Source organism: Flavobacterium sp., from assembly GCF_044376915.1.
Taxonomy (GTDB): domain Bacteria; phylum Bacteroidota; class Bacteroidia; order Flavobacteriales; family Flavobacteriaceae; genus Flavobacterium.
The window spans coordinates 1-16,324 of the sequence record NZ_JBILKB010000046.1; the positions used below are offsets into that span (position 1 = coordinate 1).

Here is a 16,324-nt window from a genome sequence, read left to right on the forward strand (position 1 = left end):
CGATAAAGGAGCTCTTGATGTGGCGCAATTCAAATCGCAATTGGTCAAAGGAAAAACCAATTTTGTAGTGTTAGAAATAGAAAAAGCAAGTACGATTCTTAGTATTACGAATCTGTTGAAAGGATTGCAAAAAGAATATGAAATTCAATTGGCGGTTTACGAAGTATACGATGCGTTAAATTTTGATGAGATACCGATTAAAAATCTAACGACTTTAAAAATGATTTATCCTACTTCTAGTAAAATTATGGAGACTCCTGAAGAATTTCTTTTTGCGGCGGAGTATAAAAAAATCAATAATATTGCTCCAAATAGTGTAGCGATTAAAGGATTTGATTGCACCTTTGATACGATTTTACGAATGTGTCAAGAAGACGGTTTTGCAGCTTCTGCTTCAAAATACAAAACAGCCTATGTTGAGAATAGTTTCGATTATGGTAATACAAATGGCGCCAATACCAATAATGGCTGTTATTTACTGTATTACGATACCGATTTAACCATAAAACAAGTTCAATAATGGCCACTTCTAAAGTAACCTATTTAGGTGATTTACGCACCTCATCAATCCATTTGCAATCGGATTCAGAGATCCTATCTGATGCACCACTTGACAACAACGGAAAAGGGGAGGCTTTTTCTCCAACCGATACCGTAGCCAATGGATTGGCAAGTTGCATGTTTACCGTTATGGGAATCAAAGCACGTGATTTGGCTATCGATTTTTCGGGTTCTACGGCAGAAGTAACCAAAATTATGGGAACCGAACCAAGAAGAATTACAGAAATTCACGTCACTTTTAATTTCACTATTCATCCCGACGAAAAAACAAAAACCATCTTACAAAGAACGGCCATGACTTGCCCGGTTTTTTATAGCTTGCATCCGGAGATAAAAAAAGAAATTGTTTTTAATTGGAAGTAAGAAAAGCACAATGATGAAAGTTAAAAGAATAGAGACAGTTTTATAGTCTTTCTTCATTTCTCTTTTTTTATCCTCAAAAAAAATGACCAACCAAGAACTCCTCATCAAACTCGCGCATACAAAAATGCCTTTTGGTAAATATGAAGGGTATCATTTGATAGACCTTCCTGAATATTATGTGGTTTGGTATGCCAATAAAGGTTTTCCAAAAGGACAATTGGGCGAACAATTAAAATTGGTCCACGAACTCAAATTAAACGGACTAGAAGAATTGGTGCGAAACATCCGTAGAAACTTTCCAAAACAAAAATAAGTTGTTTGTAACTTAATTGCAAAATTGATCCATCGACTAATTGGCACATTGACGAATTAATATTATCTTTGCGCGTTATTATTATTTATTACAACATACAACTTTAGCGGATCTAAAGAAACAACAACAACACAATGAGCCAAACTAAGTATATTTTTGTTACCGGGGGTGTGACTTCTTCTTTAGGGAAAGGAATCATCGCAGCTTCGTTAGCCAAATTATTGCAAGCCAGAGGATACCGAACGACCATTCAAAAGTTTGACCCCTATATTAATGTAGATCCAGGAACTTTGAATCCTTATGAACATGGGGAATGTTATGTTACAGATGACGGAGCAGAAACGGATTTGGACTTAGGACATTACGAGCGTTTTTTAAATGTTCCAACTTCTCAAGCCAATAATGTAACGACAGGAAGAGTATATCTTTCCGTTATTGAGAAGGAGCGTAGAGGTGAATTTTTAGGAAAAACAGTTCAAGTGGTACCTCATATTACCAACGAAATCAAAGAACGTATGCAGTTGCTCGGAAAATCGGGTGATTATGATATTGTGATTACGGAGATAGGTGGAACAGTTGGTGATATTGAGTCATTGCCTTACATCGAATCGGTGCGTCAATTGATTTGGGAACTGGGAGAAAATAACGGAATTGTAATTCATTTGACCTTAGTGCCTTATTTGGCTGCTGCCGGAGAATTGAAAACAAAACCCACACAACATTCGGTAAAAACCTTAATGGAAAGCGGTATTAAAGCCGATATCTTAGTGTGCAGAACCGAACATGAAATTTCGCAAGATTTACGTCAGAAATTGGCGTTGTTTTGCAATGTAAAAAAAGAAGCGGTTATACAGTCTATTGATGCATCAACGATTTATGAAGTTCCCAATTTAATGTTGGAAGAAGGATTGGACCGCGTGGCGTTAAAAAAATTAGATTTACCCGAAAAAAACACCCCCGATTTAAACAATTGGAATGAGTTTTTATTCCGATTGAAAAATCCAAAAAACACCGTAAATATAGGTTTAGTAGGAAAATATGTAGAATTACAAGATTCCTATAAATCAATTTTAGAAGCGTTTATCCATGCGGGAGCAGCCAATGAAACCAAAGTAAATGTGATTTCAATTCATTCCGAACATTTGGATGCCAGTTCTGCTGCCAGTCAGTTGAAAGATTTAGATGGTATTTTGGTGGCACCAGGTTTTGGCGGTCGTGGAATTGAAGGTAAAATTGATACGGTTCGTTACGCAAGAGAAAATAATATTCCGTTTTTTGGAATTTGTTTGGGCATGCAAATGGCAGTAATTGAATATTCGCGTAATGTTTTAGGATATGCTGATGCCAATTCAACTGAAATGAATGAAAACACAGCTCATCCAGTAATTAATTTAATGGAAGAGCAAAAAAATATTGAAAACAAAGGCGGAACGATGCGCTTAGGGGCATGGAAATGCAGCATCGCAGCAAACACTTTGGCACAAAAAATCTATGGTAAAACAGAGATTATGGAGCGCCACCGTCACCGTTATGAATTCAATGGAGCGTATTTAAACGAGTTAGAAAAATCAGGATTGGTAGCTTCGGGAGTAAATCCAGATACGAAGTTGGTAGAAATTGTTGAAATTCCTACACATCCTTTCTTTATCGGTGTTCAATACCACCCAGAATATAAAAGTACCGTTGCTAATCCGCACCCACTTTTCGTGAGTTTTGTCGCAGCAGCTGTACAACATAAAAATAAATAATCGGTTCACTTAATACGGAACACGGAATACTAATAAGTAGATGGAAGAAAAAAAATTAGACCTAAATTCGATTATCGGATTTGTATTGATCTCTGGAATATTGTTATGGATGTTATATGCTAACACGCCAACAGCAGAAGAATTAAAGGCAAAAGAAAAAAAGGAGCTGGTTGAAAAACAAGCCAAAGAAGCTAAATCAGCTAAGACGGTAACAGCTACAACAATTGTAGCTCCAGCAGATTCTACGCAAACAGCTGCAGCACAAGCGCAGTTGGGTTCGTTTGGTTATTCGGCTACACTTCCATCAGCAACTGATGCGGTAACCGAAATTAAAAATGAAGTTTTATCGCTTAAAATCTCCAATAAAGGTGGTTATATCGTTGACGCAACTGTTTTAGGATTTGAACAATTTGAGAAAAACTCTAAAAAAGCCGTTCAAATAATTAAAGATAAAAATGCATCTTTAGATATAACATTACAAACGGCTGACAATAGAACGTTGCATACAAAAGACATGTTTTTTGAACCTAAGCTAACAACTGAAGGTCGAAATCAAGTTTTAACGCTACAATTAAAGGCAGGACCCGATCAGTTTTTAGAATACCGTTATGTATTGAAACCTAATGAATATATGTTGGATTTTGGCATTCGTTCACAAGGATTAGAAAAAGTAGTCAATACTTCTAAACCTTTAGATCTTGAATGGCAATTAAAGTCTTATCGTAATGAAAAGAGTATTAGTTATGAAAATCGTTATACCGAATTAATATTTGAATATGAAGATGGTAAAGACGACTATTTAAATGCAGCTAGTGATTCTGAAGACGAGGCTGTGGATGTTAGTTATATTGCTTTTAAACAACATTTATTTACTTCAATATTATTAACTGATACAAAGTTTAAAACAGCTAAATTTAAATCAGATAATTTAGTAGAAGACGAAGAAAAAGATACCATATTTACGAAAAACTTTACCGCTCAAATTCCTTTATCATTTAAAAACGGTGCTTTGAATTACAACATGAATTGGTATTATGGTCCTTCAGATTATACCATATTAAACGATTATGATAGAAATCTAGACGAAATCATGCCTCTGGGTTGGGGCATCTTTGGATGGATCAACCGATACATCTTTATTCCAGTATTTGGAATGATTTCGGGATTAGGTATTAGTTTTGGTATTGCGATTATATTATTTACTGTTTTGGTGCGTATTGTGATGTCACCAGTAACCTACAAATCGTATTTGTCCCAAGCGAAGATGAAAGTATTGCGTCCTGAAATCGCTGAATTGAACGAAAAATTCAAGGACAACCCAATGAAAAAGCAGCAGGAAACGATGAAGTTGTATTCGAAGGCAGGCGTGAACCCGATGGCCGGATGTTTACCAGCATTATTGCAAATGCCTATTTTTTATGCCTTATTTCAGTTTTTCCCATCGATGTTCGATTTAAGACAAAAATCGTTCTTATGGGCCGATGATTTATCGTCTTATGACAGTATTTACCAATTGCCATTTCATATTCCATTTTATGGAAGTCATGTGAGTTTGTTTCCTATTTTAGCGTCGATTGCAATTTTCTTCTATATGAAAATGACAACGGGTGACCAAGTTATGAGTCAGCCAACGCAAGAAGGTATGCCTGATATGGGTAAAATCATGAAAATCATGATTTATGTTTCGCCTATTATGATGTTGTTTTTCTTCAATAATTATGCGTCTGGATTGAGTTTGTACTATTTTGTTTCCAATTCAATTACCATCGGAATCATGTTAGTTATTAAAAACTACATAGTGAAAGAAGATAAAATTCACGCTCAAATACAAGAGAATAAGACGAAAGAGAAAAAAGAAAGTAAATTTCAGAAAAAAATGCGCGAATTGATGGAGCAAGCAGAAGCTCAAAAAGCCGCACAAAAGAAAAAATAATTTTTCAAAATAAGCAAAAACCCTGTCTGCAAAGTCAGGGTTTTTTTGTCAAAATTTTTGATAACTTTACAAAAAATTAGAACTACAATGAAAAACGTCATCCTCTTGTTTTTACTTTCATTTTCCTTATATGCGCAAGACAACATCAACCAATTTGATGCAAAAGGCAACCGTCATGGATTGTGGAAAGGAACGCACAAAGAAACCAATCGTCCGCGCTACGAGGGTGTTTTCAATCACGGTAAAGAGACAGGCGTTTTTAAATATTTTGATGATACAAAAGCAGGTGCAATTATTGCTACTCGCGATTTTTCTGTAGGCGACGGTTCTTGTTATGCCATATTTTATGATCAAAAAGGCAATAAAGTCAGCGAAGGTAAATTACAGAATAAAATTCCAAACGGCACATGGAAATATTATCATTTAGAATCAAAAACAATAATGACTATTGAGTCGTATAAAAATGGTAAGCTCGATGGTACTAAAAAAATATTCTATAACAATAGTATGTTAGCCGAAGAGACCAATTATTCCCTAGGAATTAAAAATGGTACAGCCAAAACATTTGCAGAAAACGGTAAACCCCTCGATTCACATAGCTATAAAAACGGTCAGTACCAAGGTTTGGCATCTTATTATGATGGCAATGGAAATAAAATGTATGAAGGAAATTATGCCAATGGAAAGCGTGTGGGACTTTGGAAGTTTTTTGAACAAAATAAGGTAATTAAAGAAGTTAAAGCAGCTCAATTTAGTAAAGAATTGATCAAATATGAACAACGAAATCTAGAGCAAGTTTCTAAAACAGAAGCGCAATTCAAAGAAGAACAACAGAAAGGTAAATAAGTATGAAGAGAGTTGTAGTTGGACTTTCCGGTGGAGTAGATTCGAGTGTTGCGGCTTATTTATTAAAAGAGCAAGGCTATGAAGTCATTGGTCTTTTTATGAAAAATTGGCACGATGATTCGGTTACCATTTCAAACGAGTGTCCGTGGTTGGAAGACAGCAACGATGCTTTATTGGTGGCTGAGAAATTGGGAATTCCTTTTCAAACGGTTGATTTATCAGAACAATACAAAGAAAAAATTGTGGATTACATGTTCGGTGAATATGAAAGAGGTAGAACGCCCAATCCAGATGTGTTGTGTAATCGCGAAATCAAATTTGATGTTTTTATGAAAATTGCCCTTTCCTTAGGTGCCGATTATGTAGCTACAGGTCATTATTGCAGAAAAGGAAGCATTGAAAAAGAGGGACAAGAAATTTTTCAGTTGTTAGCAGGAAAAGATACAAATAAAGACCAATCCTATTTTTTATGTCAATTGTCTCAAGAACAATTGGCAAAAGCATTGTTCCCAATAGGCGAATTGACCAAGCCAGAAGTGCGCGAATTAGCTGCTAAATTAGATTTAATTACTGCCGAAAAGAAAGACTCACAAGGCTTGTGTTTTATTGGTAAAGTTCGCTTACCCGAATTTTTACAACAAAAATTACAACCTAAAGAAGGCATCATTGTTGAAATTCCTGAAGATGCTGCTATATATACAGTTGAAAAGCCAATTTTCAGTACAGAAGAAGCGGCTTTTACCCATGAAGCGCAACGCATCAATTATTTAAAAGTCCCTGGGAAAGTGGTTGGTAAACATCAAGGGGCGCATTATTTTACGAAAGGCCAACGTAAGGGATTGAATGTAGGTGGAACAAAAGAACCTTTGTTTATTATTGAAACTGATGTGGAACGCAACATAATATATACTGGTCAAGGAAATCAACATCCAGGGTTGTTTAAAAAAGCTTTGTTCATTTCTAATGAGGAAGTGCATTGGATTCGAGAAGATTTGGCGCTGAAACCAGGAGAAAAGCGCGAGGTAATGGCTAGAATTCGATACCGACAACCTTTACAAAAAGCAACCTTATATCAATACAAATCGGGGATGTATGTCATATTTGAAAATCCACAGTCAGCAATAACCGAAGGGCAGTTTGTAGCATGGCAAGAAGAAGATGAAGTTATAGGTAGTGGTGTAATAGCCTAAGCATTTTAATGGTATGCTACTTTATTTAAAAATTTATACTTTTGATTAACAGAATCTAAGTCTATGAAAAAACGACTCCTATTAGTTCTATTGATTGCTAACTTATGTTATTCTCAAGAGGATGCCTGGGTGTTTTTTACTAATAAGCCAAATGCAGCGACTTATTTAGCCAATCCTTTAACCATGTTAACACAAAGGTCATTGGATAGGCGAGCCGTTCAAGGAATTTCATTGGATCTTTTAGATGTACCTATAGCACAAGCCTATGTTGACCAAGTGATGGCTTCAACGGGTATAACGGTTATGGCCAAATCTAAATGGTTAAATGCACTTCATGTTAGAGGTACTCAAACCAATATTCATGCGTTAGCCAACTTAACCTTTGTGAGTTCCATTCGTTTTGCTAATCATTCTTTGAACGGAAGGTATTCAAATGCGCCAGTTTCTATCTCACCCGTACAAAAACAATTGGATGTAAACGTAACCTTTAATTATGGTACTTCTGCCAATCAAATTCAAATGCTAAATGGTCATGTATTACACCAACAAAATTTTACCGGTTCTGGTAAGATCATAGCGGTTTTGGATTCAGGATTTCAAAATGTAAATGTGGCTTCGCCTTTTCAACGATTAGTTACAAATAATTTAATATTAGGCGGGTATAATTATGTGAGTCAAAACACAAATATATATGCGCTTCACAATCACGGAACCATGGTGTTATCGTGCATGGGAGGATATGTTGATGGGCAATTAGTAGGAACAGCTCCCGATGCTCAATATTATTTATTCATTACGGAAGATGTAGCAGCCGAAAATCCTGTGGAGGAAAGTTATTGGGTGGAAGCTGCTGAAGAAGCCGATCGATTAGGTGCTGATATCATTACGTCTTCATTAGGATATTTTACCTATGATAATCCGAGTTATAGTCACACCTACAATCAAATGACAGGTAATTTTGCCTTCGCTTCCCGAGGAGCAAACATTGCATTTTTAAAGGGGATGGTTGTCATTGCGAGTGCCGGAAACTCGGGAGCTACGTCAAATCCTTATATAGGTGTTCCTGCCGAAGCCACTCACGTGTTAGCGGTTGGCGCTGTTGGAAGTGATGAAATGTATGCGCCTTTTAGTTCGATCGGACCCGCATTTGACGGACGTGTGAAACCCGATATCATGGCCCAAGGTCAGGCTGCCGTGGTAGCTAATATTGGTGGCGCTGTAGTTACGGCAAATGGTACTTCCTTTTCCGCACCCATTATGGCAGGATTGGTTGCCAGTTTTTGGTCTGCTGTACCTAATCTTTCTGCAGCACAAATTGTCCAATTGGTTAAACAAGCTTCTAATCGATTTTCTTCTCCCTCAAATCTATACGGATATGGTATTCCCGATTTTCAATTGGCGTTAACCAATGCTTTTCTCTTAGAAAGTAATCAAAACGATGAGTATGCAATTTATCCCAATCCGATGCGTAATGAACTAAAGGTTGATTTACCTTTAAGTACGCCAAATGCAAGACTATATATGTATAATAATTTAGGTCAAATAGTTTGTGATCAACTATTGACTTCCGATTTTGAATCTCTAAATGTAGCCCATTTATCTCCTGGAATTTATTTTTATGAATTGCTCACATTTAACAAATCCTATACTGGTAAAATAATTAAAGAATAATGAATAAAATTACACAACTCTTCAACATACAATATCCAATTATTCAAGGTGGAATGATTTGGAACAGCGGTTATAAATTAGCTAGTGCTGTAAGCAATGCTGGTGGTCTAGGACTCATTGGTGCGGGTTCTATGTATCCAGAAGTATTGCGCGAGCACATTCAAAAATGTAAAAAAGCTACCGACAAACCCTTTGGTGTCAATGTTCCAATGTTATATCCCAATATTGAAGAGATTATGCAAATTATCAAAGAGGAAGGTGTAAAAATTGTTTTTACTTCGGCCGGAAATCCAAAAGCATGGACACCATTTTTAAAAGAAAACGGTATCACTGTAGTTCATGTAGTTAGCAGTTCAAAATTTGCCTTAAAAGCGCAAGAGGCTGGTGTAGATGCTATTGTTGCGGAAGGATTTGAAGCTGGAGGACATAACGGAAGAGAGGAAACAACTACCTTAACCTTGATTCCAATGGTGCGCGAACAAATTGCTATTCCACTAATTGCTGCAGGAGGAATTGCCACCGGTAGAGGAATGCTGGCGGCCATGATATTAGGTGCCGACGGCGTACAAATGGGTAGCCGATTTGCGGCCTCAACTGAAAGTTCGGCACACGATGCCTTTAAAAAAACCATAGTTGCAACTGGCGAGGGGGATACCCAACTCACTTTAAAAGAATTAGCTCCTGTGCGATTGATCAAGAATAAATTTTACCAGGATGTGCAAGATTTATATGCTAATTGTCCTTCAAAAGAAGCGCTCGAAACCTTGTTAGGTAAACGAAGAGCTAAACGAGGCATGTTTGAAGGGGATTTGGTCGAAGGGGAATTAGAAATTGGTCAAATTGCGGGTTTAATTCATGATATTTTGCCTGTTGAAACTATTGTTGATAATATCATGAGCGAATTTACCATTGCTAGAGGGGAGCTTTCTACCTTTGACTTTTAATACTACAATCATGAAATCAATTAAATACCTGCTTTTTTTTCTATTCATAGTTTCATTTGCGAGTTATGCGCAGCAATTTCGCTTTAAAACCACTGCCTTAACTGTTTTAGAAAAAGATGCTAAAGGCAATTGGGGCAAATGGTCAAAACCAGAAGCGACAGCCTTGTTTGTGACCCTTGATTACGATAAAAATAAAATCGTAATTTATTCACGTGAAATTCAACACTATACCATAGTGGAATATTTAGACAAAGAAATCACTAAAACCGACGAGATTAATTCGTATTTATGTAAAAATCAATTGGGTACTTCCGTTAAATTATCTTTTTTTACCCGAGTAGATTTAGGAAATAAACCTCAATTGTACGTCTATTTTAAGGATTTTGTTTTTTGTTATGATATTGTAGAAGAAGTCACCAACTAAGCGAATGTTGTAACGAAAGTTATACAACCTCTCAACTAAAACTTTGAAAAAAAAAATACCAATGAAAAAAGTCTTATATCTACTTGTATTGTTAATTGCATCAACCAATTTTGCACAAGAAAAACCCAAATTAGTGATCGGAATTGTGGTGGATCAAATGAAAATGGAATACCTCTATCGTTTTTCAAGCGATTTTTCGGAAAATGGTTTTAAGCGATTGATGAACCAAGGTTATACGTTTCATAATACACATTATAATTATATGCCCACGTATACTGCACCTGGTCATGCTACAGTGTATACCGGAGCGACACCTTCTACTCATGGCATTGTAGGAAATGAATGGTTCAATAAAGCTACGGGAAAAGAAGTGTATTGCACCGATGACGAAAACGTTTCAACTATCGGGGATGATTCGGTTAACGAAGGAAAAATGTCGCCTCGAAATTTACAAAGTTCTACCATGACCGATGAATTGAAGTTATCTACTAATTTTAAAGGTAAAGTCATCGGAATCAGTATCAAAGATCGTGGTGCTATTTTACCTGCGGGTCATTTTGGCGATTGGGCTTTTTGGTACAGCAAAACGGGAGCCTTTATTTCGAGTACTTATTATGGAGAAAAGCTTCCCGATTGGGCCACGCAATTCAATGCCGAAAAGAATTATTTGAAATACGTTACCAAAGGTTGGGATTTACTGAAACCCAAAGAAGTTTATAACGAAAGTTTAACAGATAACAACCCCTACGAAGGAAAGTTATTCAAAAAAGCACCGTTTATGCCTTATAATTTACAAGACATGTATGAGGCAAACGATGCCGGAATATTGCGTTCGACTCCTTTTGGAAATAATTTGTTAGCCGATTTCGCCAAAAAAGCTATTGAAAATGAAAACTTAGGTAAAGACAGTACTACGGATTTCTTAGCCATCAGTTTCTCCTCAACGGATTATGTTGGACACGTTCTAGGGCCGCGTTCCATTGAATTGCAAGACACGTATTTGCGTTTGGATGAAACCATTGCCGATTTTTTATTGTACCTCGATAAAACTGTAGGGAAAGGGAATTACTTGGTTTTCTTAACTGCAGATCACGCCGGTGCCGAAAATGTTACGTATTTGAAAGATAATAAATACAAGGTCGACAACATCAATTACAAGAACATCCAAAAAGACTTGAAAGATTTTTCGGAGAAAACATATGGTGAAGATGTGCTGTTAAATTATTCCAATTACAATGTGTTTTTGGATAAAACGAAAATCAAATCCAAAGGCTTAAATGTGCAAGAAGTAAAACAAAGTTTTAAGGATTATTTGCAAAAGCAAGCGTTTATCAAAAGGGTTTATACCGAAGAGGAAGTAGCAAATGCTAACGCTAATGATTTTTATTTAAATTTTGTTACAAAGGGATATGATCCTGTTCAAAATGGAGAATTAGTGGTGACTTTCAAACCGGGTTATGTAGAATACTCTGCCACCGGAACCACTCATGGTTCGCCTTATGCTTATGACACACATGTTCCGTTGATTTTCTTTGGCTGGAACATACAAAAAGGACAGACCCACGATCGAAAAGAAATTACTCAAATAGCTCCAACCGTAACGCAATTATTGCAAATTACCATGCCCAACAGTTCAGATGGTAAGGTGTTGTTGGAGGTTTTAAACAAATAATAAGAAAGCATCAAACTAAAATATGATGCTTTCTTATTTGTGCCAATCCGTTCCATTCGTATTACACTTCAATCATCACTTGATTTTTTAAAATATCATCAAATGTTTCGCGTTCTCTAATTAAGTGACCTTTTCCATCTTTCCATAATACTTCAGCTGGTTTTAATCGCGAGTTGTAATTTGAAGCCATTGAAAAGCAATACGCACCCGCATTTCTAAAGCATAGAATATCACCTTCATGGATTTCGGAAATTCTTCGGTTACTTGCAAATGTGTCGGTTTCACAGATGTAACCAACTACCGAGTAATAGCGTTCTTTCCCTTTAGGGTTGGAAATGTTCTCAATATGATGTTGCGCACCATACAACATCGGACGAATCAAATGATTGAATCCCGAATCAATTCCGGCAAAAACGGTAGAAGTAGTTTGTTTGACCACATTTACTTTTACCAAGAAATAACCGGCTTCGCTGACTAAGAATTTTCCAGGTTCAAAAGCTAAGGTTAGCGGGCGACCGTATTCTTTTTCGAAGGCTAGAAAACGTTTCGATAATTTTCTTCCAAATTCTTCCACATTGGTTTCAATATCGCCTTTTTTGTAGGGTACTTTGAACCCACTTCCAAAATCAATAAAATCCAATGCAGGGAAATGCTTTGCGGTTTCAAATAAAATTTCGGCAGCATACAAAAATACTTCCACATCTAAAATATCCGATCCCGTATGCATGTGGATGCCGTTAATATGCATTTTTGTATTCTCAATAATGCGCAAAATATGCGGTAGTTGATGAATCGAAATTCCGAATTTACTGTCAATGTGTCCCACCGAAATATTTGCATTTCCTCCCGCCATAACATGTGGATTGATTCGAATACAAACTGGAATAAAGGGGTGTTTCGTTCCAAATTGCTCTAAAATTGACAAGTTGTCAATATTGATTTGGACACCTAATTTTGATACTTCTTCAATTTCTTCCATGGAGACTCCATTTGGAGTGTATATAATATTTTGCGGATCAAAACCAGCATGTAGGCCAAGTTGTACTTCTTGTAAAGAAACGGTATCTAATCCAGAGCCTAAACTTTTTAAATAACCCAACACTGAAACATTGGATAAGGCTTTAGCCGCATAGTGAATTTTAAACCGTTCTACTTTGTTGAATGCATTTTGTAGACGCTTGTATTGAAAAACTATTTTTTCTGCATCGTAAACATACAATGGACTCCCAAATTCAGCGGCTAGTTTTTGTAAAATTTCTGGTTTCATGACGATTTATTTTTATGCAAAAGTATTTTTAATTTTATTAAATACAATTTTTACAACTATAAATAACAAATTATAACATTTTGTTATATTTTAACAATTTGAAATTTTATTCCTAATCGATACAGTAGTTTTATGTATATCAAATTCCCAAATTAAACTGAAAAAAGTTAGTCAATTAAAAATTACTTTGTTATTTTTGTGGCACTTTTTAAAATAAGATAAACGCATAATTATTATGAACATACACGAATATCAAGGTAAAGAAATCTTAGCAAGTTATGGCGTACGCGTTCAACGTGGAATTGTAGCCAACAATCCAGTTGAGGCGGTTGCAGCTGCAAAACAACTAACAGCTGAAACAGGTACAAGTTGGTACGTAGTAAAAGCACAAATTCACGCAGGAGGTAGAGGAAAAGGTGGAGGTGTTAAATTGGCTAAAAACTTAGACCAAGTAACTGAAATTTCAGAACAAATTATCGGAATGCAGTTGATTACGCCACAAACTCCACCAGAAGGAAAAACTGTACACAAAGTATTAATTGCTGAAGATGTATATTATCCTGGAGAAAGTGAAACATCAGAATTTTATGTTTCTGTGTTGTTGAATAGAGCTACGGGTCGTAACATGATTATGTACTCAACAGAAGGAGGAATGGATATTGAAGAAGTGGCTGAACATACACCTCACTTAATCTTTACAGAAGAAATTGATCCTGCTGTTGGATTGCAAGGTTTCCAAGCTAGAAGAGTGGCTTTCAATTTAGGTCTTTCTGGAAATGCCTTTAAAGAAATGGTAAAATTTATTGATGCGTTATACAATGCTTACATCGGTTCAGATGCGTCAATGTTTGAAATTAACCCAGTACTTAAAACGTCAGACAATAAAATACTAGCAGTTGATGCTAAAGTAAATATCGACGATAATGCTTTATACAGACAACCAAAGTATGCTGAAATGCGCGATATTAAAGAGGAAAATCCTATCGAGGTTGAAGCCAAAGAAGTAGGGTTGAACTATGTAGATCTTGACGGAACTGTTGGTTGTATGGTTAATGGTGCTGGTTTAGCAATGGCTACTATGGATTTGATTAAATATGCAGGATTTGAACCTGCAAATTTCTTAGATGTTGGTGGAACAGCTGATGCTAAACGTGTAGAAACTGCTTTCAGAATTATTTTGAAAGATCCAAATGTAAAAGCGATTTTGATTAATATTTTTGGAGGTATCGTTCGTTGTGATCGTGTGGCTCAAGGAGTAGTAGATGCATATAAAAACATGGGTGACGAAATAAAAGTGCCTATCATTGTTCGTTTACAAGGTACAAATGCTGAAATTGCAAAAGAATTAATTGATAATTCGGGTATGCCAATTTTATCTGCTGTACAATTCCAAGAAGCAGCTGATCAAGTAAAAGCAGCATTATCATAATAAAAATCACAATACAATATATTGAAGAAACTCTCAGTTAAATCTGGGAGTTTTTTGTTTTTCACGGGAAATTTCGATATCAACAAAGGATTTCTTACCTTAGCGAATCAATTTACTTTTTATGATTTCAGCAGCACAATTTCAAAAAGAATTGGAATTAATAATAGCCAATGCCATTCGAGAAGATGTAGGCGATGGCGATCATAGTTCGTTGGCTTGTATACCCAATACCGCCCAAGGAAAAGCAAAATTATTGGTTAAAGGCAATGGAATTATTGCTGGAGTTGAATTTGCAAAAATGATATTCAAATACGTTGATACTAATCTACAAGTGGAAGTCTTGATTGAAGATGGAGAAGTTGTTAAACATGGTGATATTGTGTTTTTGGTCTCTGGCAATTCGCAATCGATATTAAAAGCCGAGCGTTTGGTGTTGAATGCTATGCAACGCATGAGTGCTATAGCAACTAAAACTAAGCATTTTGCAGCCTTATTGCAGGGGACTAAAGCAAAAGTTTTGGATACTCGAAAAACTACTCCTGGAATACGGGCTATTGAAAAATGGGCTGTAAAAATAGGCGGCGGAGAAAATCATCGTTTTGCGTTGTACGATATGATCATGCTAAAAGATAACCACATCGATTTTGCAGGTGGGATTTCCCAGGCCATTGCAAAAACAAAAAACTATTTGATGGACAATGATAAAGATTTGAAGATCATCGTTGAAGCTCGTGATTTAAATGAAGTCCAACAAATACTACATGCTGGTGGCGTATATCGAATTTTATTGGATAATTTTGATTATGAAACGACTAGGAAAGCAGTTCAGTTAATTGGGAATCAATGTTTAACAGAATCATCAGGAAATATTAACGAAAAAACAATCCGAAGTTATGCCGAATGCGGGGTAAATTATATCTCATCAGGCGCCTTAACGCATTCAATCTACAATATGGATTTAAGTTTAAAAGCAATCGAATAAATGTCCGAAGAAATAGAAAATAAGCTCCAAACAATTCCTGTAGTGAAACAATTGGTTGCCTTTGGTAAATCCATCAAACCAACTTCTTTAGAAGGGCTTTCACTGTATGATATTTTGGAACTCTATGTTATTGGAATATTAAAAGGGGCATTTTCTTACAGGGCCAGTGCGGTAGCCTTTAGTTTTTTTATGGCTTTGTTTCCTTTTGCTTTATTTATTTTAAATCTAATACCCTACATTCCTTTAGAAAATTTTCAAAAAGATTTCTTGCAATTTGTTGCCGAAGGCGTTCCGCCAAATACCTATGATGCTATTGCTCAAATCATCAATGATATTATGAATAATAGCCATCAAGGCTTACTTTCTTCGGGTTTTATTTTGTCAATATTATTAATGACTAATGGAATTAATGCCGTTTTAGGAGGCTTCGAAATGTCGGAACATATCACCATAACCCGCGGTTTTTTTAAACAATATTTTATTGCATTGGCACTTTCATTGTTGTTGTCATTGCTTTTGATTGTGACAGTAGCTGCCATTGTCATTGCTGAGGTGATGATTCAAAAAATTAATATTCGGGGCTATATAGCCGATGTTGCTCTTATAGAGTGGAGTCGCTATGGTTTTCTAGTGTTGATGATATTGATTACTACTTCTATTCTGTATAAGTTTGGAACAAAAGAAACTTATAAAATATCATTCATTAGTTATGGTGCGGTTTTTACTACGCTATTAATTATTACATCGTCTTATGTTTTTGGAGTGTATGTTGAAAAATTTGCCCGATATAACGAATTGTATGGTTCAATTGGAACTTTACTCGTGTTGATGTTTTACATTTGGATCAACTGTATGGTCTTATTATTGGGTTTTGAACTTAACGCAACTATTTCAAAATTGAAAAGAAAAAATTTATATCTTAGCAAAAATTAAAAAACTATTTATTATGAAAAAACAATTTATTACTTTTTTAGTTCTTGT

At 35.8% G+C, this 16,324-nt stretch carries 14 protein-coding genes and 1 pseudogene; 14 read left to right on the plus strand and 1 reads right to left on the minus strand.

Annotated elements, in window-relative coordinates; translation table 11 throughout:
- The 11 genes and pseudogenes from ACIQ6Z_RS06235 to pafA all read left to right on the plus strand — a co-directional run.
- Positions 1-520 (plus strand): annotated as a pseudogene (locus ACIQ6Z_RS06235) (hypothetical protein); the annotation flags it as partial.
- Entirely contained in the window at positions 520-924 is a 405-nt protein-coding gene (locus ACIQ6Z_RS06240; protein ID WP_396210063.1) for an OsmC family protein, read from the plus strand. The pseudogene ACIQ6Z_RS06235 and the gene ACIQ6Z_RS06240, both read left to right, overlap by 1 nt.
- A gap of 82 nt (positions 925-1,006) precedes the next feature.
- Positions 1,007-1,237: a DUF3820 family protein gene (locus ACIQ6Z_RS06245; protein WP_396197832.1), complete on the plus strand. Its 231-nt coding sequence runs from the start codon at positions 1,007-1,009 to the stop codon at positions 1,235-1,237.
- Between the two features lie 134 nt (positions 1,238-1,371).
- Complete coding sequence (locus ACIQ6Z_RS06250) at positions 1,372-2,985, plus strand: CTP synthase (RefSeq protein ID WP_396210064.1); 1,614 nt, start codon at positions 1,372-1,374, stop codon at positions 2,983-2,985.
- A gap of 40 nt (positions 2,986-3,025) precedes the next feature.
- Complete coding sequence (yidC, locus tag ACIQ6Z_RS06255; protein ID WP_396210065.1) at positions 3,026-4,918, plus strand: membrane protein insertase YidC; 1,893 nt, start codon at positions 3,026-3,028, stop codon at positions 4,916-4,918.
- Between the two features lie 87 nt (positions 4,919-5,005).
- Positions 5,006-5,764, plus strand: coding sequence for a toxin-antitoxin system YwqK family antitoxin (locus ACIQ6Z_RS06260; protein ID WP_396210066.1), 759 nt, complete (start codon positions 5,006-5,008; stop codon positions 5,762-5,764).
- Positions 5,765-5,766: 2 nt separating this feature from the next.
- Positions 5,767-6,954 (plus strand): tRNA 2-thiouridine(34) synthase MnmA, encoded by a 1,188-nt coding sequence (gene mnmA, locus ACIQ6Z_RS06265; protein WP_396210067.1) that lies wholly within the window; start codon positions 5,767-5,769, stop codon positions 6,952-6,954.
- 63 nt (positions 6,955-7,017) lie between these two features.
- Positions 7,018-8,625 carry a S8 family serine peptidase gene (locus ACIQ6Z_RS06270; RefSeq protein WP_396210068.1) on the plus strand — a complete coding sequence of 536 codons (1,608 nt, stop codon included), beginning with the start codon at positions 7,018-7,020 and terminating at the stop codon, positions 8,623-8,625.
- Positions 8,625-9,569 carry an NAD(P)H-dependent flavin oxidoreductase gene (locus ACIQ6Z_RS06275; RefSeq protein WP_396210069.1) on the plus strand — a complete coding sequence of 315 codons (945 nt, stop codon included), beginning with the start codon at positions 8,625-8,627 and terminating at the stop codon, positions 9,567-9,569. Before ACIQ6Z_RS06270 ends, ACIQ6Z_RS06275 begins: the two co-directional genes overlap by 1 nt.
- Before the next feature lie 10 nt (positions 9,570-9,579).
- Entirely contained in the window at positions 9,580-9,993 is a 414-nt protein-coding gene (locus ACIQ6Z_RS06280; RefSeq protein WP_396210070.1) for a hypothetical protein, read from the plus strand.
- A 61-nt stretch (positions 9,994-10,054) separates the two neighbouring features.
- On the plus strand, positions 10,055-11,665 hold the full coding sequence (gene pafA, locus ACIQ6Z_RS06285; protein WP_396210071.1) for an alkaline phosphatase PafA: 1,611 nt from the start codon (positions 10,055-10,057) through the stop codon (positions 11,663-11,665).
- A gap of 61 nt (positions 11,666-11,726) precedes the next feature.
- Here the strand turns inward: pafA and lysA are convergent, their stop codons facing one another.
- On the minus strand, positions 11,727-12,932 hold the full coding sequence (gene lysA, locus ACIQ6Z_RS06290) for a diaminopimelate decarboxylase (RefSeq protein ID WP_396210072.1): 1,206 nt from the start codon (positions 12,930-12,932) through the stop codon (positions 11,727-11,729).
- Positions 12,933-13,167: 235 nt separating this feature from the next.
- Here lysA and sucC point away from each other — a divergent pair, with 235 nt between their 5' ends.
- From sucC to ACIQ6Z_RS06305, 3 genes are all read left to right on the plus strand, one after another.
- Positions 13,168-14,361 (plus strand): ADP-forming succinate--CoA ligase subunit beta, encoded by a 1,194-nt coding sequence (gene sucC / locus ACIQ6Z_RS06295; protein ID WP_396210073.1) that lies wholly within the window; start codon positions 13,168-13,170, stop codon positions 14,359-14,361.
- A 121-nt stretch (positions 14,362-14,482) separates the two neighbouring features.
- Positions 14,483-15,343 (plus strand): carboxylating nicotinate-nucleotide diphosphorylase, encoded by an 861-nt coding sequence (nadC, locus tag ACIQ6Z_RS06300; protein WP_396210074.1) that lies wholly within the window; start codon positions 14,483-14,485, stop codon positions 15,341-15,343.
- Entirely contained in the window at positions 15,344-16,276 is a 933-nt protein-coding gene (locus ACIQ6Z_RS06305) for a YihY/virulence factor BrkB family protein (protein WP_396210075.1), read from the plus strand. It abuts the gene before it with no gap.
- The last annotated feature ends 48 nt before the right edge of the window (positions 16,277-16,324 follow it).

What these genes read in the sequence shown, in the direction of transcription:
- yidC (WP_396210065.1), top strand. Translation starts at nt 3,026, where the DNA reads ATGGAAGAAAAAAAATTAGACCTAAATTCGATTATCGGATTTGTATTG.
- pafA (WP_396210071.1), top strand. Translation starts at nt 10,055, where the DNA reads ATGAAAAAAGTCTTATATCTACTTGTATTGTTAATTGCATCAACCAAT.
- ACIQ6Z_RS06270 (WP_396210068.1), top strand. Translation starts at nt 7,018, where the DNA reads ATGAAAAAACGACTCCTATTAGTTCTATTGATTGCTAACTTATGTTAT.
- sucC (WP_396210073.1), top strand. Translation starts at nt 13,168, where the DNA reads ATGAACATACACGAATATCAAGGTAAAGAAATCTTAGCAAGTTATGGC.
- ACIQ6Z_RS06260 (WP_396210066.1), top strand. Translation starts at nt 5,006, where the DNA reads ATGAAAAACGTCATCCTCTTGTTTTTACTTTCATTTTCCTTATATGCG.
- ACIQ6Z_RS06245 (WP_396197832.1), top strand. Translation starts at nt 1,007, where the DNA reads ATGACCAACCAAGAACTCCTCATCAAACTCGCGCATACAAAAATGCCT.
- nadC (WP_396210074.1), top strand. Translation starts at nt 14,483, where the DNA reads ATGATTTCAGCAGCACAATTTCAAAAAGAATTGGAATTAATAATAGCC.
- ACIQ6Z_RS06275 (WP_396210069.1), top strand. Translation starts at nt 8,625, where the DNA reads ATGAATAAAATTACACAACTCTTCAACATACAATATCCAATTATTCAA.
- ACIQ6Z_RS06240 (WP_396210063.1), top strand. Translation starts at nt 520, where the DNA reads ATGGCCACTTCTAAAGTAACCTATTTAGGTGATTTACGCACCTCATCA.
- lysA (WP_396210072.1), bottom strand. Translation starts at nt 12,932, where the DNA reads ATGAAACCAGAAATTTTACAAAAACTAGCCGCTGAATTTGGGAGTCCA.
- ACIQ6Z_RS06305 (WP_396210075.1), top strand. Translation starts at nt 15,344, where the DNA reads ATGTCCGAAGAAATAGAAAATAAGCTCCAAACAATTCCTGTAGTGAAA.
- mnmA (WP_396210067.1), top strand. Translation starts at nt 5,767, where the DNA reads ATGAAGAGAGTTGTAGTTGGACTTTCCGGTGGAGTAGATTCGAGTGTT.
- ACIQ6Z_RS06250 (WP_396210064.1), top strand. Translation starts at nt 1,372, where the DNA reads ATGAGCCAAACTAAGTATATTTTTGTTACCGGGGGTGTGACTTCTTCT.
- ACIQ6Z_RS06280 (WP_396210070.1), top strand. Translation starts at nt 9,580, where the DNA reads ATGAAATCAATTAAATACCTGCTTTTTTTTCTATTCATAGTTTCATTT.